We start from the raw sequence: 16,594 nt of genomic DNA on the forward strand, positions 1-16,594 counted from the left end.
CTCTCCTGTTTTCAATCACCCGAGGGCAAGGCAACGCACTGCAGCCACCCACCCCACAATTTTCAGCAGCAAATCAGGCTGGTGCAGCCCCGGCCTTGCCCGCGCGCCCCTTGAAGTCCACGATGGGCGCAAGGCGCACATCCCGGCATTCGTCCAAGGTGAAGCCCATCGCCTGCAACGGGGCGGGCACGCGTTTCTTGCTGACTCTTTGTCCTGGCTTGACCGGCGGCTCGTCGCTCCAGACGATCTGCCAGCCTCCGGCCTCGGCCCGCTCCAGCGTGCCGCGAAATTTCTTGCGGGTGGCGTTGACCTGGCCTCCCGCTGCTGCGGCGCCGATGGGCGCCTTCAGGGTGATGTCGATGACAGAGCCTTCAAAGCGCACGAAGTCTTGCTCGTGGCGCAAGGGCCGGTCGATACCAGGGGATGACACTTCGAGGCGCTTGTACTCGACGCCATCGACCTCCAGCGCAAACTGCAGCTGGCGGGTGACCTTCTCGCAATCCTCGACCGTCACGAACTGCTCAATCACGGGCTGGGGTGCGTCAGCGGCCGGCTGCACCCAAGGCAAGTCGATGGTGACGCGCAACAGGCCGCCGGCAGAGCGCTCGATCTCCACCAGGTCATATCCCAGTCCCGTCACAATTTGTTCAACGACTTGCTGCAATGCCACGTGTTCAGTTCAATCCCGGATAAACCACACAACTTGCGCCAATCAGGACCAGGCCACCAGCCTGCCCACCGGGAGCACTGTTTGTGCCCCCTCATTTGCGCAAATCCAAAACAAAAAACCCGATAACCCCCGGAGACTCTTCCCCGACAGCTTCGAGCTCCAAAAGCGTTCGACCAAAAAAAACGGGCGGTTGGTACCCGCCCGTTTGGTCGTGAGATTCGTATTGTAGCGTGCAAAGTGTTGATTTGCAAAGGCGCAGACAGGGAAAACTGTTGTCAACACGCTCAGGCAGGACGCCCAAGCCAGTGTCCATGCGGCCTTCCGGGCGGTGTCATACCTCAATGGCACCACACGCTTGTCCAACCTGCGCTAGCAGCTATGACAGTGATAGCGGCTGCAGCAGTTCTGCCAGATCGCTTTCGGTGAATAGCGGCTCCTTGCGGGCGGCCGCACCACTGTAGAGGCTACTTGCCAGCTGGGCCTTGCGCTCCTGCAGCGCCAGAATCTTCTCTTCAATCGTGCCCTGGGCCACCAGCTTGATCACCCACACGCTTTGCATCTGGCCAATGCGGTGGGCCCGGTCGGTGGCCTGGTTCTCTACTGCCGGGTTCCACCAAGGGTCGAAATGGATCACCGTATCGGCCTGCGGCAGGTTCAGCCCCACCCCGCCCGCCTTGAGGCTGATGAGAAACAAAGGCACCTGCCCGCTGGTGAACTGCTCGATGATCGCGTCGCGCTTTTGGCTCTGCCCCGTGAGCTTGACCCAGGGCAGTTCGCGCTTTTTCAGCTCGGTCTCAATCAGCCTGAGCATGCTGGTGAACTGCGAGAACAGCAAAATGCGCCGCCCCTCGGCCAACATTTCGGGCAGCAGCGTCATCAAATGGTCCAGCTTGGCCGATGTCTCCACGGCCTTGGCTGCGTCCAGCGGCACCAGCTGCGGGTGGCAGCACACCTGCCGCAGCTTGAGCAGCGCATCCAGGATGGTGATCTGCGATGGCGCCAGCCCCTTGGACTGCAGTGCTTCGCGCACGGTCTTCTCCATGCCCAGGCGGATGGTTTCGTACAGGTCCGCCTGCGCGCCGGTCAGCTCCACAGGCATGACCGATTCGACCTTGGGCGGCAGCTCCCCTGCCACCAGCGCCTTGGTCCGCCGCAGCATGAAGGGGGTGATGCGGGCGCGCAACTGGGCCATGCGCGCACCGTCGCCCTGCTTTTCGATGGGCGTACGAAACACCTCCTTGAAGCGCGTTTGACTGCCCAAAAAGCCCGGCATCAAGAAGTGGAACAGGCTCCAGACCTCGCCCAGGTGGTTTTCCATGGGCGTACCCGACAAGCACAGCCGGTGGCGCGCCTGCAGTTCGCTGACCACCTGTGCGGCCTGGCTGCTGGCGTTCTTGATGTTCTGGGCCTCGTCCAGCACCACCAGGTGCCACTGGTGCCCCAGCCAGCGGTCTCGGTCGCGTTGCAGCAGCGAATACGGCGCGATGACTAGGTCGTGCTCGGTGACTTCATCGGCCACTTCATGGCGATCCGCGCCATGCAGCACCAGGCACCGCAGGCCCGGGCAAAAGCGAGCGGCCTCGCGCTGCCAATTGCCCATCAGGCTCACGGGCGCAATGACCAGCGCAGGGCACGTCAGCCGCCCAGCGTGTTTTTCGACCTGGATGTGCGCCAGGGTCTGCAGGGTCTTGCCCAGGCCCATGTCGTCGGCCAGCACACCGGCCAGGCCGTGGGCCCGCAAAAACTGCAGCCAGTTCAGACCTTGCTGCTGATAGGGCCGCAGCGTGGCACGCACGCTGGCGGGCAGCGGCACCTCGGGCAAGGCGCTGGCGCCCCGCAGCTGGGCCAGCATGTCGCGCAAGGCACCGGCGCCCTGCCACACCGCGCCCTCGCCCAGCGCAGCACTGGTGCGCAGGGCGTCCAGGCGCGAGAGCTTCAGGCGGTCGGCGTTGAAGTCACGCGCGCGGTCGCCCGCGAGATCGAGCAGCGCTGCCATCCAGGGCCGCAGGGTATCTGTCGGCAGGCGCACAAACCCGGCACCGGTCAACGACGGCATGTAGACATGTTCCGGCAGCTGGGGCAAGCCCGTCGCAGGGTCCAGCGGCTGCGCCGCCGCGGCGGCAATCAGATCGGGCAGCCAGGGCAGGACGTTGTGGCGCACGCCATCGATCTCCATGCCCAGCGACAGCGCAAACCAGGGCGATGTGGTCGCGTCATCCCCCTCAGGCTGCAGCACCACATCCAGTCGGTCGGCGTGTTGCACCCAGCCATGCAGCGCCGCGTCCAGCGTGACATCAAAACCCGCGTCGCGCAGCCCTGCAAAGCCGTTGTCTGCCCAATGCATCCAGTCATCCTGCGCACGCTCGCCAGGGATGCCGAACAGGCCGTCGTCGGTGGCCAGGAGACCCAGACCTTCCAGACGCTCGACGGCATGGCGCTCAGCCACCGCATCGCGCTGCAGCAGCACCTGGCCGCCGTCGGCACCGGGCACCAGTACCGCCAGCTCCTGCCCTGCCCACCAGCCCACATGGCCCTGGTAGTCAAAACGCAAGTGCGCGGTGATAAGCCCCATTTCAGCCACTTGGTTCGGAGATGACGGAGCCAGATGCAGGCGCGCCGCGGGCTTGACCCCCCGCACCTGTGTGAGCGGACCCAGCGCCGGTGGCAACGGCAAAACCCCGCCAATGCGGAGCACCACCTCAGCATGGTGTTTTTGCAGCGCCGCTGCACTGAGCGCGGGGGCTTTGAGCAGCATGGCCACCTGGGCCGGGCTCAGGCCCTCGGCGTGCACCGGTCCGCAAACGCCCTGGACGGCGTCCAGGTACAAGGGCGGTTGGTTGTCGCACAGCATGGCGGTGTCGCCCGGCAGACTGGCCCGCAGCCCCCAGACGGCCTCGCCGCCTTGCGCGGGCGTGGACGCCTGCCATGCCCACGCGATGGGCAACGGGTCGCCCCATCGCAAAGGCGCGCCCACGGTGGACCCGCCCGCATCCACAAACAGACGGCCCGTGGCCGCTGCCTGTTCCAGCGCCAGCAAGCCCACCGCCCCTTCCAGCACCCCGATGGGCGCCACGCTGTAGGCCGAGTAGTACCCCACGCTGCGGGGCATGGCGCGCAGCAGCTGCAGCACCTGGCGGTCGGCATCGCTGGCGCGGTCGTACACCGCCTGGCCAGGCGCGGGCTGGGTGCGGATCTGTTGCGGCTTCGCCCATCCCCCCGTGAGCTTGGGGTAAGACACCACGGCCTCCAGCTGCAACTGCGGCACGCTGGTGCGCGCCCGCCCTACGGTAGAGACAAGATAGAGATAACACTCGGGCCGCCCCGGCCGTGCGACTGGCTCCTGCGGCACAGCACCCCCCAGAGCGCGGTCCCACTCGTGCAGCCAGTGCACCAGCCGCGCCTCGGCCTCGGCGCGCGCCAGGGCCTCTTTGCGCTCCTGCATGGCCTTGAGCGCATCGGCGGCCCGCGTGGACGACGGGCCCTGCGCCGGGTCGCGGTGCGCGGCCTCCAGGGTCAGGGCCACGGCGTGCTTGCAATCTGACCCCACGGGGCAACTGCAATCGCCCGACCATTGCTTGACCTGGCCATTGGGCGCAAGCACCAGTTGCACAGACACTTCGTACGGGTCGGGCGAGCTGCCCTGCACTTCACCCGCCAAGGCCCAGCGGCCCTCGGCCTGTTGCTGGAGCCCCACGCGCACCACATCCGCCTGGCGGTACAGCTCCATGCCCCGCTCCCAGGTGCCCTTGTCGCACTGGGCCTGCAGCGAGTTGAGCGGGAACCACGGTGGAGGGGGTGTGGACACAGATTTAGAGCAAAAAGTGGCTGTAGCGCTAGTGGATCATGCGCTGCCAGCTATCAAAAAAAGAGCGTTCAAGATGCGGACGATGGTGCGGTAGCCACCGCTGCCAGCCCGCAAGACCGCCCGCTAGGCGCGGCGTGCTGCGCGCACCCGCTCGAAAACGCTCTGGGCCTCGCCCCCCGCCCCGGCACTGCCGGGCGCTGCCGCCTGCAAGCTGGTCAACAACCGCGTGAGCACTGGCGCCTGCGGCAACAACGGGCCCAGGAACAGGGCCCGCTCGCCGTCGGCAATCAGCAGGGTGGGAAAGGTTTCCACATCCAGGTCCCCGACCAGATCGGATTCGTCTTCGATGTCCACCCATTCAAACCGCACGTCCGGGTGTACACGGGCCAATTCGTCGAACAAGGGGCGATAAATACCGCAGGTGCCGCACCACGCTGCACACAGGCACACGGCCCACCAGCCGCCAGGCGTGGCGGCACCAGGGCTCGTGGGGGTGGGTTCGGGCACTGCGGCGGGACTGGACATCAAAAGGGCTCCTGGAGGGCCGCGCTGCGGAGCGGCTGGCGCAGGCCCCGGGCCTTGCGCTACATGCCGCGGCGCTCGCGCGCGCGATAGACCTCGATGGTACCCACACCTGGCGCCTGGTTGCCCCAGCTGTTGCGCACAAACGTGGTCACCGCCGCCACCTCCTCGTCCGACAAGGTCTGCTGAAACGGCGGCATGCCGTGCGGACGCGGGTTGCCTGCGGTGGCGGGCAGGTAGCCGCCCTGCAGCACCACGCGCACCAGGTTGGTGGGGTCGGCCAGCGTGATGGCGCGGTTGCCCGCCAGTGCCGGAAACGCGCCGGGTTCGCCCTGCCCCCGGTCGCCGTGGCACTGCGCGCACTGCTGCTCGTACACCTTGCCGCCCCGCGCCATCGCGCTGGCCGGGGGGGCTGCCACGGTGGCAGGCGCCTTGCGATCCTGCTGCGGCAGGCCCTGCAGGTACACGGCCATGGCGCGCGCATCGGCGTCGCTCAGATACTGCGTGCTGCGAAACACCACCTCGGCCATGGGGCCCAGCACCGAGCCCTGCGGGGCCACGCCGGTCTTGAGCAGTGCCACCACGTCGTCGGTGCGCCACTCCTTCACGCCCGCCTCGTGCGCCGCATTGAGTGCGGGGGCATACCAGTTCTGCACCGGGATCAACCCGCCGGTGAAGGCCTTGGCGTCCGTCGTGGCGCCCAGTGCATTGCGGGGCGTGTGGCAGGCGGTGCAGTGGCCCAGGCCGTTGACCAGATAGGCGCCCCGGTTGTATTCAGCCGTCTGCGTGGGTTCGGCGCTGGGCGCTCCGGGTGCGAAGAACAGCGCACGCCACACGGCCAATGCCGCCTGCGTGTTGTACGGAAAACGCAGCGCATGGGCGCGGTTGGCGTTGGGCGCAGCGGGCACGCTTTGCAGATAGGCAAAGATGGCGTCCGAATCCTCGCGCGTCACCTGCGTGTAGTTGGGGTATGGGAAGGCCGGGTACAGCAGCCGCCCGTCCTTGCTGCGGCCATGGTGCATGGCGCGCCAGAACTCGGCCGAGGTCCAGCTGCCAATGCCTTGCACCCTGTCGGGCGTGAGGTTGGAGCTGTGCACCACGCCAAACGGCGTCTCGATGCCACGCCCGCCTGCAAACGGCGCGCCGCCCTGGGTGGTGTGGCAGGCCATGCAGTTGCCGACGCGAGCCAGGTATTCGCCGCGCTGCACCAGCACGGGCGTGGATTGCAGCGTCTCGGCGGCGGGCAGCGGCTCTTCGCCACGCAGGTTCAGGGTGATCAGCACGGCGGCGGCAATGCCGAGCGCCGCCAGCACGGAAGAGAGGGTCCAGAGGATGCGTTTCATCGGTGCATCCCTTCTCAGCGTGCCGCTGCAGCAGCGACGGGAACCTCAGCCACACCGCCGCAGCGGGCCGGCATGGCGGCGGGCAGCGTGCGGGCTGGCTTGCCACCCGCCGCCACGGGCTGGGCTGCCAGCCAGGCCGAGACAGCGCTCACGTCATCGGGCGTGAGCTGGCGGGCAATATCGGCCATGCAGTCGGGCACGTGCGCGCGGCGCTGGCCGGTCTTCCAGGCGCCCAGCTGGCTGTTGAGGTAGTCACGCGGCAGGCCCAGCAGGCCGGGGATGGACGGTGCCACGCCCGTCATGGCCGCACCGTGGCAGGCCACACAGGCGGGAATGCGGCGCGCCGCGTCGCCCTGCTGCACCAGCTGGCGGCCCTGCTCCAGCGCGGTGGCAGGCGCTTGTGGTGCAGGCGGCGGTGGGTACGGCAAGTCGAGCGCGGCAAAGTGCTCGGCCATCTCGCGCAGGTAATCGTCCGTCAGGTGCTCGATGAGGTAGCCCATCTGCGGGTAGCTGCGCCGCCCGTCCCGAAAGTTGAGCAGCTGGTTGGCCAGATAGCCCGCCGGCTTGCCCGCAATGCGCGGAAAGTAGCCGTCGGGCGTGGCACGGCCTTCCTTGCCGTGGCAGGCGGTGCAGGCCAGCACGCGTGAAGACATGGAAGACGCGGGCACTGTGGCCACAGTGGATGCAGCGGCCACCGGGGTTGCAGGGTTGGCGCTGGCAGGCACCGTCTGGGCCACAGCGCCAGCGCTCAAGGCCAACGCCAACAGGGCAGTGGCCGCAGGCAGGCTGAGAACAGGGCGCAGCAAGCTGCGCAGGCAATCGGTCATGGGGTTCTTTTTGTCCTGGAAAGAAACGGTTGGGCGGCCCACAGCGGCCAAACACGCAAGGCGTGCGCCCACACAGTCCGTCACTCTACGCCCGCCACCAAAAACAGTACAGATTCAGTTTCGAGTTAAAAATACAGATCAGTTTGCCCTGCATCAACCCCGCCCTGCCCATGAAGCGCTACGAACGCCACGCCGACGCCATTGCCCAGCTCATCCACAGCGGCGCCCTGCGCCCGGGCGACCGCGTGCCCTCGGTGCGCGAGGCCAGCCGCACACGGGGCATCAGCCCGTCCACCGTGTTCGAGGCGTATTACCTGCTGGAGGCCCAGGGCCTGATCCATGCGCGCCCGCGCTCGGGCTACTACGTCAGCGCCCGGCTACCAGGTACGGCCGAGGTTCGACCCGCGGAGCCCCAGCCCTCGCAGCCCGCCGCCACCTCCACCGGCGTGGCCATCAGCGACCTGGTGTTCGAGGTGCTGGGCCTGGCGCGCGACCGCGACCTGGTGCCGCTGGGCTCGGCCTTTCCAGGGCTGGAGCTGTTTCCACTGGAGCGCCTGGCGCGCTGCCTGGGCAGCGGCATGCGCAAGCTCGACCCGTGGACCATCGTGCAAAGCCTGCCGCCCGGCGACGAACGCCTGCGCCAGCAGATTGCCCTGCGCTACGGCGTGCACGGCATGCCGGTGGACGTGGAAGAAATCATCATCACCAACGGCGCCATGGAGGCGCTCAACCTCTGCCTGGAGGCCGTCACCCAGCCCGGCGACGTGGTGGTGGTCGAATCGCCCACCTTCTACGCCGCGTTGCAGGCACTGGAGCGGCTGAACCTGCAGGCGCTGGAAATCGCCACCCACCCGCGCGATGGCATCGACCTGGCGGCGTTGGCGCAAGCACTGAAGCGGCAAACACCCCACCAGCCCATCAAGGCCTGCTGGCTCATGCCCAGCTTTCAGAACCCGCTGGGCAGCCTGATGCCCGAGGACAAGAAGCGCGAGCTGGTCGCCCTGCTGGCGCGCCACGGTGTCCCGCTGATCGAGGACGACGTGTATGGCGAGCTGCACTTTGGCCCCCAGCGCCCGCCCCCAGCCAAGGCGTTTGATATCGAGGGGCTGGTGATGCACTGCAGCTCATTCAGCAAAAGCCTGGCGCCCGGCTACCGGGTGGGCTGGGTGGCGGCGGGCCGCCAGGCCAAGGCGGTGCAGCGGCTCAAGCTCATGACCACGCTATCGGCTGCCACGCCGTCACAGCAGGCGCTGTCGGAATACCTGGCCCAGGGCGGCTACGACCGGCACCTGCGCCAGCTGCGCCGCAGCCTGGCCGAGCAGCAGGCGCTGGCCCTGGCGGCCGTAGCGCAGCACTTCCCACCCGGCACCCGCGTATCGCGGCCTGAGGGTGGGTACTTCTTGTGGGTGGAGCTGCCGCCTGAAGTGAACGCGCTGGAACTGCACCGACTGGCACTGCAGCAGGGCATTAGCCTCGCGCCCGGGCAGATCTTCTCGGCCGACCAGCGGTTTGCGCACTGCGTACGCATCAACTACGGGCATCCAGCGCAGGGGCGGCTGGAACCGGCACTGCGCACCGTGGGCCAACTGGCCACGGGCTTGGCGACCGCCGTGACAGAGAGGCCGGCGCGGCCAAAAAGACTATCAAAACAATAGCTACAAAGACATACCGACCTAGCGCACAGGCCGATTTTTTTCAAAACCCTGGCCCCAAACCCGGCGTGCAGCCCCCTCGCCCGACCACACTGCATCGCACAACCCAACACACGCTGCGCCTGCCTTGCACCAGGCTGACATCCCACGCACCGCGTTGGAAAAGCCCAACCTCGGGTTCTCCCGCAGCAGGCACGGCGCTTGCAGCGGCATACTGGCGCCCGCCCATACCCCGGGCAGTGCACTACGGCGGACCACCCGCCCCGCCCTACAACCCCAACGCCCAGCACCATGGCCGCACCCCAGCATGTTCCGTTTGTGACGGTGGAAGACGAAGACGACTGGGTTATCTCGTTCGCCCTGGGCCCCCGAGGGGCAGACCGCCTCACCCTGGTGCGCACCCCCCACCTCGAATTCATGCTGCGGCCCGAGCAACGCGGCGTGTCGGTAGGTGCCGAGGCAGGCCAGCGCCCCGCGCTGCTGGTCGCGGTGCAATGGGGCCACAAATGTGTGGACGTAGTGTCCACCGCCAAGCGCTACAGCCTGGACATCAGCAAGGTGGACAACGCCACCCGCAACGCGGCGCTGCGCGTGCTGGGCAAGATGAACTTTGACCAGCGGTTTCAGCTGGCAGAAGCTTGAGGACCGAGGGTTTAATCGTTCAGAGCGACGGCACGCCAAGTACCCCTGCCCCACGCCACCGCCACCGCGCCAAGCGTTCGCGGCTCGCGCACGGAAATCAGCGCATCATCTGAAAAAGCGCCGTGGTGATGGCCACCTGCGATTCATCCAGCGAAGTCACTGTGGTGGACCCAAATGCCATCCGGTCATCAATGGGCCAGGCTTGGCCATTGAGTTCAGCGATGGAGTTGGCGAAGGAGATATCGCGCCAGCGCCCAAAACGCGCATCACTGCGTCCGTCGATCTGCTGGTCCAACGCAGCCGCCAAGGAAAACGTCACACCACGCACCACCATGATGTTGCGCTTGCGAGATACAAACACTCCCCCGGTGGCGCCAGGCTCAGCCCAGTCACGGCTTTGAAAACACACCCGCACTTCCTGCGGGTTCCCATTGCTGTCCAGATACACATAGCGGTCCTGCTGGCCCTCGGTACGGCCCGTGGGCAGGCGGATACCGGCGGCCAGAAATGCATTGATCATGTCCGCACCACACAGCTCTGTACCGGGCGTGGCAGCGTTTCCATTGACCTGCCCTGTGGGCGCGGTCGGGTTGTCACCGGGTGGGTAACCCACACCGTTGAAGAAGCCTTCATAAGCGAGTTGCCAGCCCTGGATGAAGTCGGTGGACAGCCGTTGATTGGCGGCAGAACGCTGCAAATCACGACCAACAGCAACGGCACCCAGCAACAAGCCGATCACGATCAGAACGACGCTCAGCTCGAGAAGCGAAAAACCACGTTGTCGACGCGAGGCAGCGCCGTGAGGGTGAATGTGAAATGGGGTCATGGTGCGTCACTCAGTAAACGTCGGTCATCAAATTCATCAGTGGCCAATGGCGTCAGCCCTCAACGCGTTGGTATTAATGTCTCGTGACAATTCGGTCATTGCCGTCGTGCGTGTCGCGAAGCCATCAAAAACATCCTCAGCTTCTGCAAGAGAAAGCGCAGCATCCACCACAGCGGCCGCAGCCGCAATATCGCTGGCCACAGCCAATCCGATGCCCACAGCCGCCAGTGCTATCTGAAATGCACGAGCGCCCACAGACATGGTGGTATCTGCCACGGCGGACACCATCTCCTTCGCGGCATCTAGCGACCCAGCAGCTGCAGAAAGCGCTCCCGCCGCCGCCGCGGCAACATCAGCACGAGCCAGTACCACAGCGATGTAGAGTTGATCACGGTAGTCGTACATGGCACGCTCCATCACAAAAGCTCCCGTGGCTACGTTGAAATGAGCGTGTGAAATGGCGGACAACGCTGCCCCACATTGCAGCTCTGCAAACAGCTCGGTGTGACTCGCGGCCAGCACGATGTCATCGTACTGTTCGGTTACAGCCTGACTGGGCGAAGCGAAAGTGGGGTCAGCGTTGGATGCAGTGGCATTGGCGCCGTCAAACGCTTGGCCATTGCCTTGGGCATCCAACAGACCTGGCGCGGCGATCACGAAGGCGGCGGTGCGCCGGGTTGCTCCGACCTGAGTGGCCAACCGGCCAGCAGGAGCCACCAAAGCATCGCTGGCGGTGTTCAGCGCCAGGCAAATGTCAATGAGATTGACCGCATTGACTACACCCAATGGACAGGCCGGGTCACCGGCAGCGTCACAGGCTGGGTTCAGTGGTGCCGCATCGTTGCCAGACTGGGTAACTCCCAACACGCTGTTCAAGCTGGATAGCACTTCCGGAATGGGAGGCGCGTTTGGGTTGGGGGCCGCTGTGTGGTTCTGGGGTTTGGGAGATGGGGTGCGTACACGCAGCGAGTTCATGCGGTCGCGAGCCACCGCAAGGTCCCGGTCCGAAGGAGCGGCAACCATCGTGGCACCTGAAGGTTCACGGTATACGCCGTACCGCAAACGTCCTGCCTCAGGGCGCGGAAGGTTCAACGTACGCCAAGGGAGATAGCCCACCTGGCGAATCGCGGCACCATCCGTGCAGGACTCCACGCCGTTAGCATCCGCAGCCGGGCATGGCAACCTGTAATGAGAATGCAGATAACCCAGCAGTGCCTGGCGCGACTGCTGTTGCGCGTCCATTTGCACGGCCGCCACGCGATGCCGCTCTGACAACTGCCAGAAGATGACTGCACCAGGCAATATCAGACCCAGAGCCAACAACACCAGCGACAGCTCGACCAGAGTGAAACCCTCCATACGGTGTCTCATGGGTTAAGCCCTTTCTCATCCAGCCGGTTCGCCGCCGTCAGCGCTTGGGTAAAAGTTTCAAACACCTCGATCACATACGCCCGCGACGCGAGTTCCTTGTCTTTAGAGTCTTGCAGTGCCTTCTGGGCTTCAATGAGATCGTCCGCCGCAAAACCCACCTCTACAGCTGCGGTGACCACATTGGCCGCAGACAGAACTAGACCAAAAATCGTGATCCCCTCGGTGTTGGCGGCTGAAGCGACGGCCAGTGCCGCGCTGCCGGCGGCCAGAGCAGCGTTCATGGCCGCCATGATGACGCCCGTTTCTGCGGCCTCCAGGGCTGACTGTGCCTGCTCAATGTCGAAGACCCGCAAAGACCAGTATTCCTGCACCACTCGCACGTTGTCATAAGCGGTGTAGGCCCCCTGCGCGGCAGCCTGCATAGCACCCAGACGCGACACGCACCCAATGCGGGACGCAAGGTCGCCCGCGCCAACAGCCACGGACAGATCATCGAAATTGCTGTCCTGCGCGCGTCCGGGCATATCGAATCTGAACCCCGCTGCACCTCCCGGCACATTGCTGCCCTCAAACACGCCATTCACCCCCGGGTGCGCGATCACAAACGCGACCGGAATACTTGCGGTGAGATTGCCCGCAGTGAGGACACCCGCCGCCGTGGGATTGGCCGCAAGACGGCGCACCACACGGCACCAATCAAGGCCATTGATAACGGCGCGCCTGCCATTTGCTGCCGTGATGGCACCCGTCAACGCGGCTGCAGCAGCGTTGACGCCCGCATCGGTTGACAAAGCCAGCACCGGAATAGCGGGGGTGTAATTGATGTTGAGATCAGGGAAAGCGGAGGCCGTCGGCGCACTGGCGAGATCCAGCGAAGCACCGCGATTGACGCCATAGTGCAACTGGCCCATGCGACTGGGTAACCCCAGAGTGCGCCACGGCAGCAAGACCGCAGCAGCGCTGGTGTTGCCACAGTCTTCTGTGCCATTGGTGCCGGATGCGGCGCAGGGCAGCCGATGATTGGCGAGCACAAAGCCTTCCACCGCTGCTTGGGCTTCAGTCAGCTGCCCCATGATGGCAGTGCGATCCATAGGAGCACGCGTGTCGGCCACCCATCGCCAAGTGATGATGCCAATCACCCCGACGATTGCCATGGCAACGCCCAGCTCCACCAGTGACAACCCTGTCTGGCGCAGGCGCGAAGGTAATTGCGCGTCCGCTCTCATGAACATCATCGCGTCCCTCCCTTGCGATCTACATCCGCCAAGATGGACTCGGCTTGCTCGGGTGTCATGGGCACTACGGCCGAGCCCGTGGCATTGCAGGGCGGCGGGTTATTGACACGGTTTTGCGCCTCCAGCAACCTGGCATCTGCCGTGGCCTTGCGATCTTGCGCTGCCGCCAGACGTTGATTCAAAGCATCCAGCTCTTTTTGCAGCTTGACGGGTTTAAGGTACTTGGCGTCGGTGCTCGGGCTGGTCATCGCGCCCAGTCCAAAAAGGTCGACCAGCGCGGAGCCCAGTTGGCCCACGCTGTTGATATTGACGTCGCCAGCCTGACAGGCGGTCGTGCATCCATAGGCAACCACGGCCCCGCTGCTGTTGTAGATGTTGTAGCGTGCCGTGCCGTTGACAAAGTTTGAAATGGCACTTTGGTAGCTCGTCTGCGCCGTGGAATAGGCAGCGCTGGCAGCCGTTTGCGCAGCAACGGCGTTGTCCAGTGCCGTCTGTGCGCTGGCCAGTTCAGCCACAGCTTTGTCTCGCACGGCCGTCAGGCCGGCTACATCACCAGCCAATTTGCGCTCCGCATCCTTGCCGTCACGCTCATTCTGAAGGTCTGTCTTGTTGGGCGGATTGGTGGCAATGAGCAAGTCCAGTGCAGCAATCTCGCTATTCAATCGGGCGAGAGTGCCCGGTATGTCTGCCAGCATTGCGTTGTACTTGGCGACCTCGGCCGCCCAGCGATCACGCAGCTGCGTAGCCTGCGTGACCTTGGAATCGGCGGCAGCGCTGGCGTACGATGTACTGCCCCAGGTACCGGCAGCCGCCAACAAGGTATTGAGCAATCCGTCGATCTGCGAACTGGCTTGGCCATTTCGAATCAGGCTGGTCAGACTGGTGACGGCGGCAGTTCGCTGCGCGATGGCGGTATTGAGTTCTGCCGTCTTGTTGTTGACAGCCGTAGTCGCGGCGGCCAGTTCGGCATTGGCATCCGTCACCTCCTGCTGCGCGATGGACAGCATGAGGTTGTTCACCGCCGGATCCATGGGAGGGCATATATCGTTAGCCGTGGCACTACTATCGGCCAGCGTCAAAGCTGTACCGGCAATGCCAGCCGCCACTGCATTGGCAACCACGGCAAGACCGTTGGCGATGATGACGCCCCCCGCCAGCCCAATCGCTACAGTGTGCTGGGGTGCGGCCGCACAGGCATTGACCGCCAACCCCAGCGACGCCGCACAGATGGCCCACTCTGCGGCGGCGTTGCCAGCATCAGAAGCCCCCTCTGCCACGGCCAGGGCAATCTCCAGAGACGTCATGATGGCCGCCAAAGTGCTGAAGGCAACCGAACGACGGGCAGACGAGATGTTGTCGGCACGCATCTCAGCTACGTCTCCGGCCACATCATGGGCCAGAGCTACTGTGTTGATGGAATCGATCAAAGGGCGGCAATGAAAAGCCGACAGCAGGCTGTCGTAAGACCGCTCCAGCACGATGTCGTTGTACCCCGCCAGGAGCGAACGCCGGTTCGGGTCTTCCATGCGGTTGACATTGGCTGCGGCATTGGAATTGGCGCCGTCAAATAGATCACCGTCACCATCCGCATCGTTGTTTCCCGGATGGGCCAGCGCATAGGCGATGGCGCGCGGGGTCGGCGCATTGACTTGAGCCATGGTGGGTAACATCGTCGCCCTGCGGCCGCTGTCAAGCCTTTGGCACAGGTCGGTCAACGTGAGGATGTCCGCTGGGTAAGGAGCTCCGCGCATGGCGAAAAAGCCGTCGGCTCCGTCGCTGTACTCGAGAGGAGTCCACGTATCCGTCAGCATCGTGAGGTCGTTGGCACCACCTTGGCGCTGAACGAGGTAGCGCAACTGCCCCACGTCCACTCCGGGGTCAACGCCTGCCATGCGAAGGGTCGCCGTTGGCAGCCATCCCTTTTGGGTAGCCGGTGCACCGCAATCCTGCAAACCGTCTCGATCAACGTCTGGACACGGCAAGCTGCGGGCTACAGTGACATATGCAATCAACGCCTGATCAGCCTGTGTCAGGGCCTGACGTTCCTGGCGGGACGAATCCAACGCGGAACGTTCGCGCCATTGAAGGTAGCCCATCGTGGCAAGACCAGACATTACTGCGATGAGCAGCATCACTTGCAGCAGGCCAAATCCGCCTGCGCGGCGTGCAGCGCTTCGGAGCGGCAAGGAGAGACAGGTCGTAGACATCGGCAGCATGAAAGTGAAGGAGGGGATTGCCGTCAAGGCAGGCTCTTGCGCAACCACCCTGCCAACTGCGCAGGTGACTCCGCGATCACCACGTCATCCGACGCAAACCGCAGCGGCGCTGAAGGGCTCGCTGCGCACAAACTGGTGAGAGCGTGAGGGGCATCCAGGCGGTTCCCGTCGCCGTCTTTGTCTTGAAGTGGCACCACCACCCAGTACGCTGCAACCATTACACGATTGGCAGCGCAATCAATGGCTCCCGCCGCACCGCCGTCACCTGTGAGATACGTGCGCGCTGACGACACTGGCTTAGTAGACGCATTGTTCAAAGCAACGATCAAGTCGGTGATGTCCCGATGCGTAGGCGCACCCAGCGAATCACCCGTTCGCTCCAACTCCACAGCCAGATCTGCGTCTTGCGCAGGCACGGCGAGGTTCGCTTCTCGGAAAACCGAATAGCGGGCACGCAGTCGATCCGTGGGCAATTCCAGACCGACGCTCACATAAGGGAACCAACCCAGCTGGACCCCTGATGCACACACTCCACTGCTCAGCGCCTCATATCCGTCAGGCGTGCTCGCAGGACATGGAAGCCGCCCATTGCGCAGTGCAAATGCCCGCAGAATCGACTGCAATTGCTCTGCCTCGGCTCGGCCACGTTCGATTTCCTGTTGTTCGGATACCGTCACGTACCCACTGAAAGCCGCCCAAGTCATTAGCCCCGCTACCACGAGCGCGATCGCCCCTTCGACCAGGGAAAATCCCCTCTGCGTGGCACGCTTGTGCAATGCGCCAGAGTAAGAACCACTGGAACTCATGGAGCTTTTACCTCAGGCGTGGGCTTGGGCATGAAGGCCTGCATGGCCTTTGCTTCCGCAGCCACGCGCTCGCCTATTGCGCGCATTTCGGCGAGGATGGCTTCCTGTCGCGCTGCATCCTTGGGGGCCTTGCTTTTGGTGAGGACTTGCAGTTCTGCGTTGAGTTGCTGCAGTTTTGCGTTCTGGTCCAGCATCGTCCGCAGCGACTGGAAATAACGCGGATCGAAGCTGGGGCCGGACAAGGTCTCCAATTCATCCACCAACGCCCGCATTTTCTGCGGCGATGCCTGCGCCCCTTGAGCACTCAGCGCCCTGAATTCCGCGCGCACTTCCGCCAGGCGGCGGCGGCGGTCCTGCCTTGCCAAGTCTGCCTGTGGAATGCTCTGTGCTGTGCCCGGAGTCATGGAAGCCGCTGGGGCTGACGGCACGATCCGGGGGCTCGTCGTGCGAGGTGGTATTCCACCGACAACTGGCTCGGGATGCTTATCAGTTATCCATACACCGACGGCGATCGCGACCAACAGCAGCAGTCCTAGACTCGCACCTACCAAAACGGGCTTACGCATTCAGTCTCCTGCCCAGCAGAACGGGCAGGCCTCACCAACATGAAAACTCTCAAACAAACCTATGCCAGAAACAGGGGTTGGAATGTCTGCGCGAAGTGACAACAAAGAACGTG

13 protein-coding genes are annotated in these 16,594 nt (G+C 64.5%); 2 read left to right on the forward strand and 11 right to left on the reverse strand.

Translation table 11 applies throughout. The annotated features are described in order from the left end of the window. Positions 1-73: 73 nt before the first annotated feature. The 5 genes from rimP to CLU87_RS11575 all read right to left on the reverse strand — a co-directional run bounded on the left by rimP (position 74) and on the right by CLU87_RS11575 (position 7,167). A complete protein-coding gene (gene rimP / locus CLU87_RS11555) occupies positions 74-670 on the reverse strand; it encodes a ribosome maturation factor RimP (RefSeq protein ID WP_056063893.1) in 597 nt (198 codons plus the stop codon). A gap of 376 nt (positions 671-1,046) precedes the next feature. Then, complete coding sequence (locus CLU87_RS11560) at positions 1,047-4,475, reverse strand: SNF2-related protein (protein ID WP_369804311.1); 3,429 nt, start codon at positions 4,473-4,475, stop codon at positions 1,047-1,049. Positions 4,476-4,598: 123 nt separating this feature from the next. Further along, on the reverse strand, positions 4,599-5,000 hold the full coding sequence (locus CLU87_RS11565; protein ID WP_099730528.1) for a thioredoxin family protein: 402 nt from the start codon (positions 4,998-5,000) through the stop codon (positions 4,599-4,601). Between the two features lie 59 nt (positions 5,001-5,059). Next, positions 5,060-6,340 carry a cytochrome c gene (locus CLU87_RS11570; protein WP_099730529.1) on the reverse strand — a complete coding sequence of 427 codons (1,281 nt, stop codon included), beginning with the start codon at positions 6,338-6,340 and terminating at the stop codon, positions 5,060-5,062. Positions 6,341-6,354: 14 nt separating this feature from the next. Beyond that, complete coding sequence (locus tag CLU87_RS11575; protein ID WP_099730530.1) at positions 6,355-7,167, reverse strand: c-type cytochrome; 813 nt, start codon at positions 7,165-7,167, stop codon at positions 6,355-6,357. 170 nt (positions 7,168-7,337) lie between these two features. Between CLU87_RS11575 and CLU87_RS11580 the strand changes: the two genes are divergently transcribed. Both CLU87_RS11580 and CLU87_RS11585 read left to right on the forward strand, forming a co-directional pair. Next, positions 7,338-8,822 (forward strand): PLP-dependent aminotransferase family protein, encoded by a 1,485-nt coding sequence (locus CLU87_RS11580; RefSeq protein WP_099732141.1) that lies wholly within the window; start codon positions 7,338-7,340, stop codon positions 8,820-8,822. A 288-nt stretch (positions 8,823-9,110) separates the two neighbouring features. Further along, complete coding sequence (locus tag CLU87_RS11585) at positions 9,111-9,461, forward strand: hypothetical protein (protein ID WP_099730531.1); 351 nt, start codon at positions 9,111-9,113, stop codon at positions 9,459-9,461. A 97-nt stretch (positions 9,462-9,558) separates the two neighbouring features. Here the strand turns inward: CLU87_RS11585 and CLU87_RS11590 are convergent, their stop codons facing one another. The 6 genes from CLU87_RS11590 to CLU87_RS11615 are packed head-to-tail and all read right to left on the reverse strand — an operon-like array spanning position 9,559 to position 16,481. After that, the gene (locus CLU87_RS11590) at positions 9,559-10,287 is read right to left on the reverse strand and encodes a prepilin-type N-terminal cleavage/methylation domain-containing protein (RefSeq protein ID WP_099730532.1); all 729 of its coding nucleotides are present in this window, start codon (positions 10,285-10,287) and stop codon (positions 9,559-9,561) included. Positions 10,288-10,323: 36 nt separating this feature from the next. Beyond that, on the reverse strand, positions 10,324-11,646 hold the full coding sequence (locus CLU87_RS11595) for a prepilin-type cleavage/methylation domain-containing protein (RefSeq protein WP_233193771.1): 1,323 nt from the start codon (positions 11,644-11,646) through the stop codon (positions 10,324-10,326). A gap of 8 nt (positions 11,647-11,654) precedes the next feature. Then, positions 11,655-12,893: a type II secretion system protein gene (locus CLU87_RS11600; RefSeq protein ID WP_233193772.1), complete on the reverse strand. Its 1,239-nt coding sequence runs from the start codon at positions 12,891-12,893 to the stop codon at positions 11,655-11,657. Further along, a complete protein-coding gene (locus CLU87_RS11605; RefSeq protein WP_233193773.1) occupies positions 12,890-15,136 on the reverse strand; it encodes a hypothetical protein in 2,247 nt (748 codons plus the stop codon). Before CLU87_RS11605 ends, CLU87_RS11600 begins: the two co-directional genes overlap by 4 nt. After that, positions 15,133-15,915 carry a type II secretion system protein gene (locus CLU87_RS11610; RefSeq protein ID WP_099730534.1) on the reverse strand — a complete coding sequence of 261 codons (783 nt, stop codon included), beginning with the start codon at positions 15,913-15,915 and terminating at the stop codon, positions 15,133-15,135. Before CLU87_RS11610 ends, CLU87_RS11605 begins: the two co-directional genes overlap by 4 nt. After that, positions 15,912-16,481: a hypothetical protein gene (locus CLU87_RS11615; RefSeq protein ID WP_099730535.1), complete on the reverse strand. Its 570-nt coding sequence runs from the start codon at positions 16,479-16,481 to the stop codon at positions 15,912-15,914. Before CLU87_RS11615 ends, CLU87_RS11610 begins: the two co-directional genes overlap by 4 nt. Positions 16,482-16,594 lie beyond the last annotated feature (113 nt).

Origin of the sequence: Acidovorax sp. 59 (assembly GCF_002754175.1) — a bacterium.
Lineage (GTDB): Bacteria > Pseudomonadota > Gammaproteobacteria > Burkholderiales > Burkholderiaceae_C > Acidovorax > Acidovorax delafieldii.